The 17,932-nt window shown below is 41.1% G+C and carries 14 protein-coding genes; 9 read left to right on the top strand and 5 right to left on the bottom strand.

What is annotated here, in order from left to right:
* The first annotated feature begins 1,347 nt into the window (after window positions 1–1,347).
* The 8 genes from ACSX1H_RS15670 (at window position 1,348) to kdsA (ending at window position 9,290) form a co-directional block, all read left to right on the top strand.
* On the top strand, window positions 1,348–2,067 hold the full coding sequence (locus tag ACSX1H_RS15670) for a DUF6261 family protein (protein WP_439185173.1): 720 nt from the start codon (window positions 1,348–1,350) through the stop codon (window positions 2,065–2,067).
* Between the two features lie 212 nt (window positions 2,068–2,279).
* On the top strand, window positions 2,280–4,094 hold the full coding sequence (locus tag ACSX1H_RS15665; RefSeq protein ID WP_439185172.1) for an AAA family ATPase: 1,815 nt from the start codon (window positions 2,280–2,282) through the stop codon (window positions 4,092–4,094).
* 226 nt (window positions 4,095–4,320) lie between these two features.
* A complete protein-coding gene (locus tag ACSX1H_RS15660) occupies window positions 4,321–5,118 on the top strand; it encodes a type II toxin-antitoxin system antitoxin SocA domain-containing protein (protein WP_439185171.1) in 798 nt (265 codons plus the stop codon).
* A complete protein-coding gene (locus tag ACSX1H_RS15655; protein ID WP_439185170.1) occupies window positions 5,115–5,459 on the top strand; it encodes a hypothetical protein in 345 nt (114 codons plus the stop codon). The genes ACSX1H_RS15660 and ACSX1H_RS15655 overlap by 4 nt, the downstream gene beginning before the upstream one ends.
* A 14-nt stretch (window positions 5,460–5,473) precedes the next feature.
* A complete protein-coding gene (locus ACSX1H_RS15650; RefSeq protein ID WP_439185169.1) occupies window positions 5,474–5,722 on the top strand; it encodes a hypothetical protein in 249 nt (82 codons plus the stop codon).
* A 209-nt stretch (window positions 5,723–5,931) separates the two neighbouring features.
* Window positions 5,932–6,774, top strand: coding sequence for an MBL fold metallo-hydrolase (locus tag ACSX1H_RS15645; protein ID WP_439185168.1), 843 nt, complete (start codon window positions 5,932–5,934; stop codon window positions 6,772–6,774).
* Window positions 6,775–7,064: 290 nt separating this feature from the next.
* A complete protein-coding gene (locus ACSX1H_RS15640; protein WP_439185167.1) occupies window positions 7,065–8,348 on the top strand; it encodes a replication-associated recombination protein A in 1,284 nt (427 codons plus the stop codon).
* Window positions 8,349–8,468: 120 nt separating this feature from the next.
* Window positions 8,469–9,290, top strand: coding sequence for a 3-deoxy-8-phosphooctulonate synthase (kdsA, locus tag ACSX1H_RS15635; RefSeq protein ID WP_439185166.1), 822 nt, complete (start codon window positions 8,469–8,471; stop codon window positions 9,288–9,290).
* A 51-nt stretch (window positions 9,291–9,341) separates the two neighbouring features.
* Here the strand turns inward: kdsA and ACSX1H_RS15630 are convergent, their stop codons facing one another.
* Window positions 9,342–11,588: a sensor histidine kinase gene (locus tag ACSX1H_RS15630; protein ID WP_439185165.1), complete on the bottom strand. Its 2,247-nt coding sequence runs from the start codon at window positions 11,586–11,588 to the stop codon at window positions 9,342–9,344.
* A gap of 160 nt (window positions 11,589–11,748) precedes the next feature.
* Here ACSX1H_RS15630 and ACSX1H_RS15625 point away from each other — a divergent pair, with 160 nt between their 5' ends.
* On the top strand, window positions 11,749–13,410 hold the full coding sequence (locus ACSX1H_RS15625; RefSeq protein WP_439185164.1) for a dipeptidase: 1,662 nt from the start codon (window positions 11,749–11,751) through the stop codon (window positions 13,408–13,410).
* Between the two features lie 69 nt (window positions 13,411–13,479).
* Here the strand turns inward: ACSX1H_RS15625 and ACSX1H_RS15620 are convergent, their stop codons facing one another.
* The 4 genes from ACSX1H_RS15620 to thpR form a co-directional block, all read right to left on the bottom strand.
* Window positions 13,480–15,180: a formate--tetrahydrofolate ligase gene (locus ACSX1H_RS15620; RefSeq protein WP_439185163.1), complete on the bottom strand. Its 1,701-nt coding sequence runs from the start codon at window positions 15,178–15,180 to the stop codon at window positions 13,480–13,482.
* A gap of 132 nt (window positions 15,181–15,312) precedes the next feature.
* Entirely contained in the window at window positions 15,313–16,038 is a 726-nt protein-coding gene (locus tag ACSX1H_RS15615; RefSeq protein ID WP_439185162.1) for a LytR/AlgR family response regulator transcription factor, read from the bottom strand.
* Complete coding sequence (locus tag ACSX1H_RS15610; protein ID WP_439185161.1) at window positions 16,035–17,156, bottom strand: sensor histidine kinase; 1,122 nt, start codon at window positions 17,154–17,156, stop codon at window positions 16,035–16,037. Before ACSX1H_RS15610 ends, ACSX1H_RS15615 begins: the two co-directional genes overlap by 4 nt.
* Window positions 17,157–17,358: 202 nt before the next feature.
* Entirely contained in the window at window positions 17,359–17,931 is a 573-nt protein-coding gene (gene thpR / locus ACSX1H_RS15605; RefSeq protein WP_439185160.1) for an RNA 2',3'-cyclic phosphodiesterase, read from the bottom strand.
* Between the last annotated feature and the right edge of the window lies 1 nt (window position 17,932).

The raw sequence follows: 17,932 nt of genomic DNA, 5'->3' as shown, positions 1-17,932 counted from the left end.
CAAAACGGAGTTTTGAGTTAAGGAAGAAAAAAGCAATTAACTGGTCGTTTAGCCTCTGACATCAGCAACGCAAATGGGGTCCCCACTCAACGAAACGAAGCAAAATGAGATTTGATACCAAGCTGCAAATCTTTAAATCTCATGCGGAGTAAGTTGTTAGTGGGTCATTGAGTGCTGTAGTCAGCGGACCTTTTGACAACTTTTGCGACTGAAGGGAAAAGTTGGAGCCCGTCCGACTTGAGGACAAAGCCTTACAAAACAGTTTTATCTACCCGAACGGCAAGGAGTATTATTACATCGCCCTTATGCCGGGCTGGCATTTCCTTTTGCATTGCCCAAAAGGAAACCAAAAGTCTAGTTCCATTGATGCTGCCAACGCACTTGACATTGCTGTTTAGAGTAACTTATTAATAATTATGCGTTTGGCACTTAAGGAAGGTTAAACGGGTTTACTCCCATCGCCGGCCCGCCAATGGAACTGGCTCCCGCTCCTTCAAAACGGAGTTTTGAGTTAAGGAAGAAAAAACCGATTAACTGGTTGTTTAGCCTCTGACATCAGCAACGCAAATGGGGTCCCCACTCAACGAAACGAAGCAAAATGAGATTTGATACTAAGCTGCATATCTTTAAATCTCATGCGGAGTAAGTTGTTAGTGGGTCATTGAGTGCTGCAGTCAGCGGACCTTTTGACAACTTTTGCGACTGAAGGGAAAAGTTGGAGCCCGTCCGGCTTGAGGACAAAAGGGGCGGTAAATACTGAAGTCTTAATGTGTTGGTATCAGGGGGATTGATACGATTAGTAGAAGCCCGTCCGGCTCGAGGACAAGGCCTTATACAAATATCCAATCATCTATAAAACAGCAGATTTTAATCATACAAAATTTAACATCCCCATATAAAAACATAACATTCGTCAATAAAAAATATAATTACCTCCCGAAAAGGTGTTACGGTTTCGCACTTCTGCAATTAACTAATATAACGCTAACCGCATAGTTATGATTGCTTTTCGCCCATCCAATTTAAACTTCAAAAACAATAGTTTTCTAATAAATAGGTCTATAACTAAATGGTTATTGGCTGCTTTTGCATCAAAACAGGCTTTAACTACATAGTTACATCACGATTTAATAGTAAAACGAACTTTAACGATTTAGTCAAAGCACATCGGAGAGACAAAACAAGCCTTCACTAAATAGTTAGAGCATCATTGAAGACAAAAACGAGCCTTGACTATTTAGTCACGCGAAAAAAATAAAAAAGTGACACGACTATTTAGTTACAAACAATAAGCGACTAATCTCAATACACAAATAGTTATTTTTTAACCCTCCAAAAAGAATTTACATGATTAAAATTTCAAAAATACTTACAACCACCCGAGTGAGTGAGCTTAATGGCGTAACACAACAAATATTAGACGAGTACTCTAAGGGCGATTATAGCACTGATAGGCATCTTACTCAGTTATTTTCACAGGTGTCTGAACTAAACAACCAGCTTGGTATTGCTATCATGCGAGATACAGTAGAATCAGAGTTATCTGAACTCGACGGTGTAACCGATAGTCTATTCACTTTGCTGCATGGCTTAACCAAAGGCTATACCTGCCACCCCGAGGAGGCTGTATCCGGCGCTGCCATTCAATTGTTTAAAATGATAGATAAGTACGGCCTGGAAGTAAAAAGCAAAAGCTACCGCGAAGAGTATCCGTTGCTGAGCTCAATGATTACCGAAAGTAAAACTGAGCCGTATGCCGCTTGTATTACAGCCCTATCGGGGTGCGACGTACGCTTCAGCCAGCTCGAAACAGCGGTAAACAACTTTACTACCAAACAGATTGCTTACCTCTCAGTAAAAGATGATGAGAAAAACAAGAGCTCAGCCACTCTTATTAAAAAACAGCTCATTGGTTTTATTAACGACGAACTAGCCCCGTACCTTGGTGTGATGCAAAAGGTGAATACCACCCTATATGGCGAGCTGGCACAATTTACTGCCAACCGTATTGCCGAGAGTAATGCTGTGGTGCGCAACCGCAGCAGCAAAGTGGCAGTAGACCAATAAACAAATTAATTGAGATTAGTTGCAGCCCTGCAGACGTGCGGGGCTGTTTTTGTGTCAACGAGCCAATAACTCGCCATAACTATTCATCTGATAAGGCATTATACTTTTCTATATAGAAAATATTATACATCTTTAAGATGGTGAACGATATAAGAAATATAACAGCACTTGGTGAGGTTATTGAGGAGTTGTGCTTCATTAAAAAACATACTATGAAAATATCATCTTTTAAGTTAATAGATTTTAAACCAATAAAGAATATTGAAATTGACAACCTCGGTGATGTTGTTATAATTGCTGGTGCAAATGGTTCTGGTAAAACAAGATTAAAGCAAGCAATTGTCCAGAGTATTCAAAATACTCCTATTATGGATTTAACAATTCAAGCAACAAGAAAAGATGAAGCAGAAAAATACTTCAACGGACATGAGGTAAAACTAATAAATAGACAGCAAAACCAACAATTCAAAAATTACATTAATTCAAGAAAATACGGCCAAGGTAAATATGTAGGTTCCTTAGTTCAAATAGATTCAAAACGAACTCTTGAGACTATAAGTTACAATCAGATAAGTTATCAAGTAGTTGACCCTGATGATACAGAAACACCATGGAACTGGGGATACTCTCCATTTGTCAATAGGTGGCGTGAATTCATGAATTATATTCATCAAAAAGTTGCTGCCCATAAAAACAAACTAGCAGAAGCAGTTCAAGCAGACCCATCCCAGACTGGGACTACTATCTTGCAAAATTACCCTCACCCTTTAGAAAAATACAAATTAATATTTAAGAATATTCTGCCAGGTAAAATCCTACAAGATATTAATCCTGCTCAGCCAAATGAGTTTCACTATAAAGATGGAGCTGGTCAGATTCTTCCTTTTTCTTCACTTAGCTCAGGTGAACAAGAAGTAATAAAGGTTCTTTTTGATGTTGCTAGAAAAGATATAAAGCATTCTGTATTTATAATTGATGAGCCAGAATTACATCTTCATCCAACCCTTACTTTTAAATTAATTGAAGCCCTGAAATCTATTGGAGAACACACAAATCAGTTCATTTTCTTAACCCATTCCGCTGATTTGATATCAACATATTATGCTACTGGAAACGTTTTCTTTATTGATTCAGACCAATCTGGACAAAACCAAGCCCATAGACTTAGTGAACTGAAAACTACTCATAAAGAATTGGTTCAGCTAATTGGTGAAAATTTAGGGCTATTTGCTGTTGGTAAAAAAATAGTTTTCATTGAGGGTGAAAGTTCCAGCATTGACCGTTTAGCTTACCATAAGATTGCTCAAAAAGTAGATTCAGAGATAAAAGTCAACCCTATAGGCTCTGTGACTAATATTGGTGCATTGAAAGCTGTAGAAGAACAAATAAGACAGTCCATATTTGGCGTGAATATGTATATGGTTAGAGACCGTGATGGACTTAGACAAGAGCAAATAACTTCTATTGAAGCAAGTGGTCATATTTTTTGCTTAAAAAGAAGACATATAGAAAACTACTTCTTAGATGAAGAAATTCTCAGAAAAGTTGTTGTTCATCTTTATTTAGATAAAAATAAGGATTTGACAGAAGAGTTTATCAAAATTGAGACTAAACGTATTGCCACAGAAACATTGAGTTTCAATTTAATTAAAAACTTTAAAGACTATCTTTCAGCAAACTATTCACTTAAGGCTCCTAAAGTTAATATTGGTAATAATATGCCAGTTGATACAATTATCAACGAAATTTTAGATGGATTTGAGGCCGAAATCAACAAACTAACGGTGGAGTTAGACAGAACAAAAACTGAAAGATGGCTTAAACAAGAAAAAGTTAGGCTAGAGAATCTCTTAAGTGGTGAAAATTGGGAAAATGAGTTTCAAGGAAAACCTATTTTCGCCAGATTATGTGGTGAAATATTGAAAGCGGACCATGTAAGAATAAGAGAGTGTTATATTGATATTGCACTTGAACATAAACCAGAAATACTAAAAGACTTAATTCAAATATTTGAAAAAATAAAATAACGAAAGCACAACAATGTGTATAATTCATAAGGGTTACAGAGGTTTTCGAGCGGAATCACCCGCTTCAATTTTGGGTGGTAACTTGATAGGTAGGAAGCCCGCAATCCCTTACGACACCATACACTCAACGTTGGATGGCATGGAACTAAAGCGATGTATGACATTCTAACAATTCATTGTTTTATATTGGAACATTTTCTATTTTTGTATAGAAAACTACATGGATATGAAAACAATAACTCAAAAAGAATTGGGAAGTAGGATATCTGAACTTCGAAAGACAAAAGGATATTCTCAAGATGAACTTGCTAAAATGTTGAAAATTTCAAGACCATCTTTAACACAAATTGAATTAGGAAATAGAAACGTTTCTGTTATCGAGCTTAAAAAGATTGCAGATAACTTATCTATCTCGATTGATAAATTATTATCTCAGGAATTCACAACGGAGGATATAAGTTTTTCTACTTCGAACGATCTAGAATGTCAGGAGGTAAGAGTATCAACTCCAAAATTAAAGATTGATAAGTTTAAAGATATATTGCTATACATTCTTGAAAAATGTGCAGGCAAACCAAATATTGGAGAAACTCTATTATATAAACTACTTTACTTTTCTGATTTTAATTATTACGAAATATACGAGGAGCATTTGACAGGTGCAGTATATCGCAAACTACCATTTGGACCAGTACCACAAAAACTTGATTCTATAATAAAACAGATGATAGCAAGTAAAATGATTATGAGATTTAAAACGGAGTATCATGGTTATCCACAAACAAGGTATATCCCCCTCGTAAAACCAAATTTGAAAAGTTTGAAAGCAAGTGAGAAAGATATTCTTGATAAGGTAATTGAGCAATATTCAGATTGGTCAGCATCAGCGATAAGTGAATATTCTCATAAAGATATGCCTTGGTTAGCATCGAAAGAAGGAGAAGTAATTGACTATGAGCTTGCATTCTATCGAGAACATCCATATTCAGCTAGAAATTACAATGAAGATAATGATGTCCTATGAAAATAGAGGAACTAGAGGAATATAAGAAAGATGTAAAGAACCTTTCTAAAAAATATAGGACATTACCTGAAGATATAGAGATTGTCAAGAAAATTTTATTTGTAAATCCGAATGAAAGACCACCTTTTAGCTTTAGAATTGATAACTTAGGAATAGAAACGTGTGTTATTAAAGTAAAAAAAATAGCAAGTAAGTCTTTTAAAGGTAAAGGTGTTAATTCTGGATTTCGATTGATATATGCTCACTATGAACACGAAAATAGAATTGTTTTGATTGAATTATTTCACAAATCAAAAAAGGAAATTGAAGACAGAGATAGGATTTCTAACAATTTCAAATAAAGGAGGATTTAAGTATGGCTAAAAATCAAAAGCAAACTTCGAAGAATGTAGCTTCTTTAGCAGCAAAAACTTTGATAAATGATAATTCATCACAAATAGCAAAGAAACTCGCTGGGTCGGCATTATCACAAAAAAGTACGACTAAGCAAACAAGAAGTGAAATGGAAAATACGGCATCAAAGGTTCTTAAAAGTTCTAAATACAATGATGACACCAAAACTTTAGCAGCATCTATTCTTTCTCAATCCAATAAAAAGAGATAGCAGTAACCACTTTGCCTAACATTTTGTATAAGTAATAGCTGTTTCAGTGGGTATTAGAGCGGTAGTGGTTCTAATCAACCACCGCCAAGGATGATTTGGCTATACATAAGTAAAAAGTTAAACCCAAATGCAACGCTTTGGCTACTTAGTCGCTGAATACCGCTGCCGCGCACATCCAATCACCTGACAAACACTACTCAACCAACCCCATGAAACAACTACTTACCTTCACCATCGTTGCTATTATAACTGCCAGCTGCGGCACTCATCAAGGTGATTGGTATCAAATCCAGGAGCTCGATAGAAGCACCTATATTATTTCCGAACCCCTTAGTTCGCAGCGTAACTCCTGCTTTTTAATCATCGGCGAGCAAGAAGCCATATTACTGGATGCCGGCACAGGCGAAAATAAAATGCAGAGCATGGCACAGGTGGCCGATTCGCTCAGCCCGGTGCCGATTACCTTGCTCCTGTCCCACTTTCATTTCGACCACATTGGTGGTGCTTCTGATTTTAAAGCCATTGGTCTTCCGGCACTTCCGTTTCTCATGAATCGCCTGTCCGCCGATAGTATTCTGGCACTCACCAAAACCGACGTACTTAGTGATGATACCCTCTGCCTAAAAATCTCCAAGCTATATTCGGTTGGCACAGCCATCGATTTAGGTAAGCGTAAAATACAGGTCCTCCACACCCCCGGCCACTCAAAGGCATCCATTACGCTCATCGACCATGCCCGGCGATACATCTTTACCGGCGATCTTATCTACAACGACCTCTTGCTGATTAATAACTGTGAGGCCTATCTGCAAAGCATCAATACGATTGATGCACATAGCAATTCGGGCTACCGAATATTTGGCTCGCACGGAACGGCCGAGGTAAATTACAAACACCTGGCAAAAGTAAAAAAAGCTATACTAGCCTACCAGGCAGGCGATGGTTCTTTTGACTCTATCAAGAACCTCTGTTTCTTTGGTACTCCTAAAGAGGTATATCAAAAAGGAGATGTAGCCTTTATGGTAGGTTACACCGATGTGTTTGATCATTAAAACCTCACGAGAAATATTGTCTTTATAAGACAATCGCATTAAAATGGTAATGCTTTTTAGTCTGCGTTTTACCAACATAAGTAACGCCGTTTGCGACCCATTGGCAAAAGCGGAGGAAAGAATTGCAAATTGTGAATGCAACTGAAAACAAACACTCATTACCAAAAAGGTGAAGCCTCAACGGCGTGAGTTGAAAAAACAATTTTTAATGCAATTGCCATGGGGCATTTCTATTTGCTGCTGCAGGCAAAAATGAAATTTGTATTTTTGAGTTCTTAAAACAGAGATGCATGAGTGGATATCCTCCTTTGGCCGAACGCATGCGGCCTACAAACCTCGAACAGTATATTGGTCAGAAGCACCTGGTTGGCAAAGGTGCCGTACTTCGTAAAATGATTGATCGCAAAATGATTTCGTCCATCATCTTGTGGGGGCCTCCCGGGGTAGGAAAAACCACGCTGGCAAAAATTATTGCCAAGCAGCTTGAGCGCCCGTTTTTTGTTTTGTCGGCCGTTAACTCCGGTGTAAAAGATGTGCGCGAAGCCATCGAAAAAGCCCGTAAAGCACGCTTTTTTAGCTCACCCTCTCCCATTCTGTTCATCGATGAGATTCACCGCTTCAGCAAGTCGCAACAGGATAGCCTGCTGGGTGCTGTAGAGGAAGGCGTGGTGACACTGATTGGCGCCACTACCGAAAACCCATCGTTTGAGGTTATTTCGCCTCTCTTGTCGCGCTGCCAGGTGTATGTTCTTAAAGCACTGGAAAAAGAAGATTTACTGGAGCTGGTGGATAAGGTGTTGAAAGGAGACATCCTGCTAAAAATGAAAAGCATTTCGGTGAAAGAAGATACCGCCCTGCTGCGCTACTCCGGTGGCGACGCCCGGAAATTGCTTAATATTCTGGAGTTGGTAACCAATGCCGAAATAACTAATGAACACATAGAAATTACAGATGAGCTGGTAACTACCAACCTGCAACAAAATCCGGCCCAGTATGATAAAAATGGCGAGATGCATTACGACATCATTTCAGCCTTTATCAAATCCATCCGAGGCAGCGACCCCGATGCCGCTGTTTACTGGCTGGCCCGCATGGTGGAAGGTGGCGAAGACCCAAAGTTTATTGCCCGACGCCTCATCATCTCAGCTTCGGAAGATATTGGCTTGGCCAATCCCAACGCGCTATTGCTGGCTACCAATTGCTTTGAAGCCATTAAAATGGTTGGCTGGCCCGAATCGCGCATCATCCTGTCGCAGGTAACCATTTACCTGGCCACCAGCCCTAAAAGTAATTCAGCCTATCAAGCCATTAACGATGCCCAGTCGCTGGTGAAACAAACCGGCAACTTGCCAGTTCCTTTACACTTGCGCAATGCACCAACCAAACTAATGAAAGAGCTCAACTACGGCAAAGAATACATGTATGCGCATGCCTATCCCAATAATTTTGTAGAGCAGCAATACATGCCGGATGACTTAAAAAACAAGCGCGTTTACTACCCGCAGGGCAACCAGCAGGAAGCCAAAGTTGATGAACGCATGAAATTTTTGTGGAAGGATAAATACGAGAAATAGAAAGAAACAAGGATAGTGGGCAATTGATTAAAATTTGTCGGAAGCAATGCCTATTTTTGTAAACAGTAAATAATACCAACACCGGATTCCCACCTGCGGACGCCGGACTATTTTAAAATCATGGATATAAATAAAATACCAAAAATTAAACATACCGATAGCGGTAATTTCTTCCTGATGGCCGGCCCCTGTGCCATCGAAGGTGAAGAAATGGCGCTGCGCATTGCCGAACGTGTGGTTGAGATTACCAACAAACTGCAAATACCTTACATTTTCAAAGGTTCCTACCGCAAAGCCAACCGCTCACGCATCGATTCATTCAGTGGCATTGGCGATGAGAAGGCTCTAAAAATCCTGCGCAAGGTGAGTGAAACGTTTGATATCCCAACAGTAACCGATATTCATGCTGCCGAGGAAGCTGCCATGGCTGCGGAGTATGTGGATGTGTTGCAGGTACCCGCATTTTTGTGCCGCCAAACAGATTTATTGGTAGCAGCCGCCAACACCGGTAAAGTGGTCAATATTAAGAAAGGACAGTTTCTGAGCCCCGAATCCATGGTTTTTGCGGTAAACAAAGTGAGGGATTCGCACAACAGCCAGGTTATCCTCACCGATAGAGGGACGATGTTTGGCTATCAGGACATGATTGTGGACTACCGGGGCATTCCTGCCATGAAGCAGTTTGAAGTACCGGTTGTGCTGGACATCACCCACTCATTACAACAGCCTAACCAATCGAGCGGTGTAACAGGTGGTAAACCAGCATTGATTGAAACAATCGCGCGCGCTGGTATTGCCGTTGGTGCCGATGGTCTGTTTATCGAAACACACTTTGACCCGGCTAACGCAAAATCAGATGGAGCAAACATGCTGCATCTTGATCTGCTTGAAGGCCTGATGGGGCGTTTAGTGGAGATTCGAAAAGTAGTGAACGGCTTTTAAGCTAAAAAGAGATAAAATACCTGGCGCCGGATACTGATTCGGCGCCTTTTTTTATTGTTCCAACATAGGAAGGTAGACCAGTACATTGGTGCCCTGTCCCACCTTACTCTTCACTTCTATTTTCCCGCCGTTTTTCTCCACCATTTCGCAAGAAAGATGCAGGCCCAGGCCAGTTCCTTTTTCATTGGAAGTGCCCGAGGTGCTTATGTAGTTATTAATGCTGAACAGGGTCTTAAGCTTATCGGCCCGAATGCCAATGCCCGTGTCCTTAATCGATAAAACAACAAAGTTACCTCGGATGGCTGCCGAACAGGTCACCTTTCCTTCAGCACCGGTAAATTTAATGGCGTTATGGATTAAGTTTCGGATAACAAACTTCATCATATCCAAATCTGCATAAATAACCTCCTGCTGCCTGACATCATTGATTAAATACACCTGCTTGTTCTCGGCCTGTATGGCGTAATTATCGATGGCCATATCCACCAGACTCCTGAGCCTGAAGTACTGCGGACACACCACCATTTGCCCTAGCTGACTTTTCGCCCATATCAGCAAATCATCCAACAACTTGTAAACATTTTCACTGCCAATGGCAATTTGCTCCACATAGGTTTTAATTTCCTCTTTTGAATAGTTATCCAAATTACTTTTTAGCAAGCTTGAGAAGCCCAAAATACTGTTAAACGGGTTTTTAATGTCATGTGCAATTATCGAAAACAGCTTATCCTTTGTAGCATTGAGTTCTTGCAGCTTCTCTTCGCGCTCCTTTAGCTGCAATTCGGTCTCTTTCTTTTTCGTGATATCGGTGATGATACCTATTATTTCGATAATTTCACCATTAATATCCCGAATAGGTGATACGTGCAAATCGCCCCAAAAGGTAGATTTATCCTTTCTCAGAATTTCACACTCCAAATTGTAATCATTGACCTCACCGGCCAGCAAGCGTAAAAAATTGGTGTTGGCAACATCCTTCCAGCGCGGATGAACAAACTGAAGGTGCTCACAGTCATAAATTTCCTCCTTACTGTGGTACCCAATCATTTTTTGAAAGTGCTCATTTACCAACACAAATTGCCCTTGCGGCGAAACCACCCCAATGCCGGCCACCGTATTGTTTACAATGGCATCCAGCTTATTGCGATGTTGAATAAGCTCCAGCTCACTTTTCTTCAGAGGGGTTAAATCCATCCCTACCGATTGGTATTCAAATATATTCCCTTTAGAGTCTACCAGGGCCCGGTCTAACCACCTCATCCATTTTGTTTGACCACTGCCCAGCACCGCCTGATGCTCCACTACACTAATCGCATTCTCAGCTGTTAAAGACTGAACCACTTGTTTGGCCCGTGCTTTTTCTTCTTCGGGGTACCAGTCATAAATACATTTACCAATTAGCTCCTCCCGCTTTACTTCAAAGGCTTTACAATAGGCCTCATTGGCATAAATCAGTATTCCGTCCCGGTTAAAGCGACTAATCAATGCAGGTGCATCTTCTACCAGCGAAAAATAGCGCTGCTCACTCGCTTCCAGTGCCTGTATCGTTTGTCGGTAAGGCGAAACATCATAAAAAAACAGGCAAACCCGCTGCTTACCAAATGGGAAAGTCCGGTATCGAATATGTTTACCAATATCTTTCAGGTGCGACTCAAAAGATAATTTGCGTTTCATAACCTGGTCAAGGCTTTTCTTATCCATTGAGTATTCTGGCAGTATATCACTGATCTTCAAACCAACAATGCCCAGTCGCCCAACAACAACCCCGGCGGAAGGATTCGCTCTTACCACCTGAAAATCAATAATCTTATCCTGTTTGTAGATGGGTTTCAGGATGGCAATACCAACCGGTGAATTATCAAACAGCTCATTCAAAAAACTGGTATCCGCGGTCAACTGCAGTTCTAACTCACGCTGGCGCGTGATGTCTTCCTTCACCGCAATGAATCCGGTTAATTCTCCCCGCTCATTTTTAACCGGGTTAATAACCGCCTTTTCCCAGATATAGGCGCCTGATTTAGTGATGTTCTTAAACTCGCCCCTCCAGGTTTGACGATTGTTGATTGTTGTCCACAGCTGCTGGTAATAGTTGCTGTCGTGATGCTTGCTCTTAAAGAGCCGTGGGGTTTTTCCGTATACCTCATCGCGTTGATAACCATACTTTTCGACAAAACTATTATTGACATAGCGAATGGAACCATTTAAATCCGTCAGGATTACAATGCTTTCTGAATAGTCTAACGCCTGGATTAAATCATTGCTGATGCACATCTTCCCCCAATGTATCTCTTTGTGCAAATAACTAAAAATGGGAGTAAATAGCAAGCAGTTAAGGAAATATGTTAAGAGCTACCCGCTTTTAATGCAAGGGTCGAAACCTGTCAAATCTCACTTTGTAATAGTTGGGATTTTATATATTTGTGTCAGAACAAATATTTTCACTTAATATTCAATTGATATGATGAAAAGATTAATTGCATTGATGGGAGTTGCGGCCATGTTGCTACACATGACACCTGCCAATGCCTGTACCAATATTTTGGTCACAAAAAATGCCTCAACAGATGGTTCCACATTGGTTTCTTATGCGGCTGATTCGCACGATTTATATGGCGAACTTTACTTTTGGCCGGCCGCCACCTACGAAGCCGGAACAATGCTAAAGGTGCATGAATGGGATACTGGTAAATACCTGGGGGAGATACCACAAGTAAGTCAAACTTACACGGTAATTGGTAACATGAACGAGCACCAGCTCACCATTGCTGAAACAACCTTTGGCGGACGACCTGAATTGAAGGACAAGAATGGGTTAATTGATTATGGAAGCCTTATATACATCACGCTTCAGCGCGCCAAAACTGCTCGCGAAGCCATTCAGGTGATGACTGACCTGGTAGCTGAGCATGGCTATTACAGCTCTGGCGAATCCTTCTCTATTGTTGACAAAGACGAAGTTTGGGTAATGGAGATGATTGGTAAAGGTGAAAATAACAAAGGTGCTGTATGGGTAGCCGTTAAAATTCCTGACGGATACGTATCGGCTCACGCCAATCAGGCCCGCATCACTACTTTCCCTTTAAAAGACAAGGAAAACTGCCTGTACTCAGAAGATGTTATTTCCTTTGCCAGAGAAAAAGGCTACTTTGATGGAAAAAACAAAGATTTTAGCTTTGCCGATGCCTATGCCCCACTTGACTTTGGAGCTGTTCGCTTTTGCGATGCACGTGTATGGAGCGCATTCAACATTATGAACCCGGCCGAAATGGGCGAATATGTAGACTATGCTTTAGGTAACTCTCTCGACCGTATGCCCCTTTACATCAAGCCGGACAGGAAAATATCGCACCGCGATGTGATGAATATTATGCGCGACCACTATGAAGGAACGCCGCTTGATATGACGAAAGATGCCGGTGCCGGTCCTTACAGCAAGCCTTACCGCTTCCGCCCTTTAACCTGGGAAGTAGATGGTGAAAAATTCTTTAATGAGCGTGCGATTGCGACGCAGCAAACCGGTTTTTCGTTTGTAGCTCAAATGCGCAACTGGCTGCCCAACCACATTGGTGGTATCCTATGGTTTGGTGTGGATGATGCCGCTTCAAGCGTTTATATGCCGATGTATGCAGGTATGACAGACGTACCTAAGTGTTTGGCTCAAGGCACAGGTGACCTGCTTAACTTCACCTGGGATTCATCATTCTGGGTATTCACCTTTGTAAGTAACCAGGCATATGGCCGCTACAGCCACATGATTGAGGATATAAAAAAGGTTCAAAAAGAACTGGAAGATAACTTAACATCATACACCACAGCAATAGACCAGTCTGCTAAAGCCTTGTACGATCAGAACCCGGAACTGGCCCGCCAGTTTTTAACTGATTTTTCGATTAACCAGGCTGAGCTGGTAACTGAAAGATGGCGCAAGCTAGGTGAGTTCCTGTTGGTGAAATACAACGATGGTAACCTGCATGAAGAAGAAAACGGCGTGTTTAAGCGCAATGAGCATGGTAATCCCGCGCACGCCAAATTCCCTGGCTACTCGCAGGAGTACTACCGCACAATTGTTAAAGATGCCGGTGAACACCTTAAATTAAGAGAGCTCCCTACTGAGGAATAAACTTTAGAAAGGTATAACAAAAAACCTCGCTTTCAGGCGAGGTTTTTTGCTTTTATAGGTAGTTTGTTTTTATGACAAGCCAGTAATAACGCCATTTTCATCAATATCCATGCCTTCTGATGCCGGCACAGAAGGTAAGCCAGGCATGCGCATCATCTTACCCAAGATAGGAATGATAAAACCGGCACCTGCTGCAATTTCGAACTCACGCACGGTTACCGTAAACCCTTTAGGTCGTCCAATCAGCTTTTCGTTATCGGAGAATGACTTCTGAGTTTTAGCCATACATATCGGTAACTTATCCAGCTCAAGGCTTTCTATTTTTTTGATGTCCGCCAAAGCCTGCTTGGAGAAATCAACACCATCGGCTCCATATATTTCACGGGCAATGGTCTCTATTTTTTCTTTAACCCCCAGATTATGATCATACAATGGCTTAAAATTGTTTTTGTTGGCTTCTGTCTCTTCCACCACCGCTTGAGCCAAAGCCATTGCTCCATCGCCGCCCATTGCCCAGGCTTTAGTTGGGATAGCCTTCACGCCCAAATCGGCACACAGCGACTGAAGTAAAACCACTTCTTCTTCTGTATCAGAAATAAAGTTGTTGATCGAAACCACTGGGTTGAGTCCGAACTTCTGTGCATTTTCGATGTGCTTAGCCAGATTTTCAAACCCCTTTTTAAGGCGCTCGGTACTTGGTGTGTTCAGCTCATCAGCAGGCGCGCCGCCATGGTGGCGCAAAGCCCTAATTGTAGCCACAATAACCATTGCTTTGGGCTTTAAACCACCCGCTACACACTTAATATTTAGGAACTTTTCGGCGCCTAAATCAGCTCCAAATCCGGCCTCTGTCACTACATAATCCGATAGCGACAGTCCCATTTTAGTGGCAACAATGGTGTTGGTACCCTGGGCAATATTAGCAAACGGTCCACCATGAATAATGGCTGGATTTCCTTCCAGTGTTTGCACCAAGTTTGGTTTTATGGCATCCTTTAATAATAAAGCCATGGCTCCCTGTGCGTTTAAATCGCGGGCATAAACCGGCTTCTTATCAAAAGTATAACCCACAAATATGTTTCCTAAACGCTTTTTTAAGTCGGTAATATCGTTGGACATGCACAAAATAGCCATGATTTCCGATGCCGCGGTAATGTTGAACCCATCCTGGCGAGGAATGCCGTTGGGAGTGCCACCAAGACCTATTACAATATCGCGTAATGTACGATCGTTCATATCAATCACACGTTTCCAAATCACGGTGCGTGGATCAATATTTAAATTTCGAGTTTTACTCTGAATATTATTATCAATTAAAGCAGCAAGCAGGTTGTTGGCCTTTTCAATAGCTGAAAAATCGCCGGTAAAATGCAGGTTGATGTCTTCCATTGGCACCACCTGTGCATGTCCGCCTCCTGCAGCACCGCCTTTGATACCAAAAACAGGGCCCAGTGAAGGCTCCCTCAAAACAGCAGTCGCCTGTTTCCCAATTTTGTTCAATCCCTCAGTTAAACCAATAGAAATGGTTGTTTTCCCTTCTCCGGCAGGTGTAGGTGTTAAAGCAGTTACTAAAATCAGATTATTGCTGTTTACCTTGCTCTCATCAATCAATTTTAAAGGGAGTTTTGCCTTATACTTTCCATACAGCTCCAGATCGTCCTCTGCAATATTTAGTTTTGCAGCCACCTGAGAAATATGCTGCATTTGAGCACTCTGAGCTATTTCTAAATCACTTTTTACCGCTTGGGTATTGTCAATCGGGTTACTCATCTATCCTATTGTTTTATTTGATACTTGTTAAACCAACAACAAGTTGCAGGCCATCAATTGAGCTGGCAAAAATAGGAAAAATGCTAACATATAGGCCCACAAATAGCATGTGCGCTCTCCAAAAAAATATACTTAACTATTAACTAGTCGCTTATTAACCACTTCCTTAAACGATTTTCCAATGGGGATGTATTTCTGAACCTTATCCAACTTTAACTGATTTCCATAAAAAGCAACAATCCTTTCGATATTAACGATATAGGACTTATGCACTCGCATAAACCCATGTTTTTCAAGCTGCTGCTCCAGGTTACGTAAAGACTCCAGTGAAACAATTTTCTCGTTCACACAAAAGAAGGTCACATATTCACGTAAACCCTCAATATAGAGGATGTCCTTAAACTTGATGCGATAAATTTTATGGTCTGCTTTTACCATCATAAAATTTTTGGTCTCGGGCTTTGGTGGCAATGTTTGAAAATCGCTCACAACATGCTTGTAGGATAAGCGATCGCCGACCTTGTTAATGGTGTGCATGAACCGCTCAAAAGAGAAGGGTTTCACCAGGTAATCGAGCACATCCAGTTTGTATCCTTCTACTGCATACTCTTCATACGCCGTTGTAAATACCACCAGCGGCTTTTTCGTGAGGGTCTTTAAAAAATCAATCCCTGTAATATCGGGCATTTGTATATCCAGAAACATCAGATCAATATCTTCGTTTTGGATAACACTCATGGCTTCCAGCGCTGATTTATAACTCCCTACTAACTCCAGGTGAGCAAATTTGGCAATAAAATTTTGCAGAAGTTCACGAGCCGGAAACTCGTCATCTATAATGATGCATTTGACTTTCATACGGTATTAATTTTAAGGTTAAGGCGATAGGATACTTCATCAATATCAATGCTGATAGCATGCTTATTGGGGTATAAATATTTCAGTCTCCTTTTCACATTCTCGACTCCAATACCACTATTCTTATCAGCAGCAATCTTTGTTTTGGGCACGCTATTGGCTATTTCAAAGTAGATGTTTTCATCGTCGGTGGTGAGCAGCATTGATATCCATCCGTTCTCGGTATCTTCAATCTTGCTGTGCTTAAAGCTGTTTTCCACAAAGGGAATGAGCAGCATGGGTTCAATCATTTTCATGCGGTCGGCCCTGTCTATATCTACATGAACATTGGGAATTCCCTCTATTTTTATGCGCTGAAACTCGATGAAGTTTTTTATGTAATCCACCTCTTTACCCAGTTTTACTTTTACATCTTCCGACTCGTAAAGCACATACCTTAACATGGCCGAAAGCTTTAGCACCATCTCTGGTGTTTTTACCGAGTGGAGCATGGATAAACTATAGATGTTGTTCAGAGCATTGAATAAAAAGTGTGGGTTCATTTGCGACTTCAGAAACTTCATCTCATTCACCAGGTTTTGGTTTACCAGACTCAATTCGTGCTGCTTTCGTTTTCGCGAATCGCTGTAAATCCAAAAAAGTGTGCTAATAAACAGCATGGCAATAAAAGAGGGCACCCCCATCATGTTGAAGCCTAAAAAGCGCCTGTCTTTAAACCTTGGTGGCTCTTTTTTTAATATCAAATCTTTATGATCCTTTAAAAAGCGGTCCTGCTCAATGGCCCGCTCCCATTTTTCATCATTCCGCAGGTCTTTCATAGATTTAATACCCATGTGAGCGCCCGTGGTGTGGTAGGCAAACGCAATGGTCAAAAGCGTTAGCCCCATTCCTAATACATATTTCGCATAAGCTCCTTTTGCAATGTACCTTGGCAGCAGCCAATAGGCATTTATATAAAAAATAGCTGCACTCACCACCAAAGTACGAAACACAAATACGATGGCTGTAAATGTGTCCATAATAATAAGTGGCAGGTAAGATAACAGCAGGCCATAGGCTATCCACCATCCCAGATGCACAAGTACTTCCTTACGCTTTAATCGTGCCCATTTAATCATGCTGCAAAAATAGCTGTTTTACGATTATTGAATTTTCTTTTCAATGAACGATGGTTATTTATCAATCAACATCCAATTCTCTCATTTTATAGCCACATGCTGTATACATAGATAAAGAGAGAGCGGATATTGAATTGTTTTTGAGTCCTGAATAAAACACTTCACTTTTGTATCAAACAAAATAACAAATTAACTATGGAACCTAATCGCCCTCCTCCGGCCCATCATCATCTCTCCAAACTCCGCTCAACGGATAAGCCTGCAACTGTCTGTATTGAGGCCCTTGAGGACTTAATACACTCTCCAGTAGCAAAAACCGGCTGACCTCCAGACTGCTTGAGCAAAACTCCTTCTCCATTGCTTCAGATATGAGTTCCCGATCTTTAATGGATAGTTTATGCGGATGCTTGATTCGGGCCAATGTAATATGTGGCTTAAAGCCAGATGAACGATAAGGCATATCTGCCAATACGGTCTCAATTTTGCTTTGCAGTTGAGACAAGGCCACAGACTCTTGAACCCCGCACCATATTGCTTTCTGACTATAAGACTTAAAACTACCCAGCCGACTCGTTTTCAAGCTAAAACTACTGGCCGAAACCTTGCTAAGCTGCCTTTTGATTCGCTGGCAGGCCTGTTCGTCCACCTCCCCAATAAATTTTAGGGTAAGATGAAATGATGCTACCAACCTGCACTTAACGGTGCACAATGGTTTCTGCATGGCTCGCAGTTCGTTCGCTTTATCTGAAAAATCAATTGCAACAAAAAGGCGCATA

It is taken from the genome of Carboxylicivirga taeanensis (genome assembly GCF_051851475.1).
Lineage (GTDB): Bacteria > Bacteroidota > Bacteroidia > Bacteroidales > Marinilabiliaceae > Carboxylicivirga > Carboxylicivirga taeanensis.
Note: the sequence above shows the minus strand (reverse complement) of the source record. Positions and strands in the feature narration are given on the sequence as shown.

Excerpts from the sequence above, each read along its gene's own strand:
- thpR (WP_439185160.1), bottom strand. The coding sequence starts at position 17,931 with ATGCGCCTTTTTGTTGCAATTGATTTTTCAGATAAAGCGAACGAACTG.
- ACSX1H_RS15620 (WP_439185163.1), bottom strand. The coding sequence starts at position 15,180 with ATGAGTAACCCGATTGACAATACCCAAGCGGTAAAAAGTGATTTAGAA.
- ACSX1H_RS15660 (WP_439185171.1), top strand. The coding sequence starts at position 4,321 with ATGAAAACAATAACTCAAAAAGAATTGGGAAGTAGGATATCTGAACTT.
- ACSX1H_RS15655 (WP_439185170.1), top strand. The coding sequence starts at position 5,115 with ATGAAAATAGAGGAACTAGAGGAATATAAGAAAGATGTAAAGAACCTT.
- ACSX1H_RS15625 (WP_439185164.1), top strand. The coding sequence starts at position 11,749 with ATGATGAAAAGATTAATTGCATTGATGGGAGTTGCGGCCATGTTGCTA.
- ACSX1H_RS15640 (WP_439185167.1), top strand. The coding sequence starts at position 7,065 with ATGAGTGGATATCCTCCTTTGGCCGAACGCATGCGGCCTACAAACCTC.
- ACSX1H_RS15615 (WP_439185162.1), bottom strand. The coding sequence starts at position 16,038 with ATGAAAGTCAAATGCATCATTATAGATGACGAGTTTCCGGCTCGTGAA.
- ACSX1H_RS15610 (WP_439185161.1), bottom strand. The coding sequence starts at position 17,156 with ATGATTAAATGGGCACGATTAAAGCGTAAGGAAGTACTTGTGCATCTG.
- ACSX1H_RS15665 (WP_439185172.1), top strand. The coding sequence starts at position 2,280 with ATGAAAATATCATCTTTTAAGTTAATAGATTTTAAACCAATAAAGAAT.
- kdsA (WP_439185166.1), top strand. The coding sequence starts at position 8,469 with ATGGATATAAATAAAATACCAAAAATTAAACATACCGATAGCGGTAAT.
- ACSX1H_RS15650 (WP_439185169.1), top strand. The coding sequence starts at position 5,474 with ATGGCTAAAAATCAAAAGCAAACTTCGAAGAATGTAGCTTCTTTAGCA.
- ACSX1H_RS15645 (WP_439185168.1), top strand. The coding sequence starts at position 5,932 with ATGAAACAACTACTTACCTTCACCATCGTTGCTATTATAACTGCCAGC.
- ACSX1H_RS15670 (WP_439185173.1), top strand. The coding sequence starts at position 1,348 with ATGATTAAAATTTCAAAAATACTTACAACCACCCGAGTGAGTGAGCTT.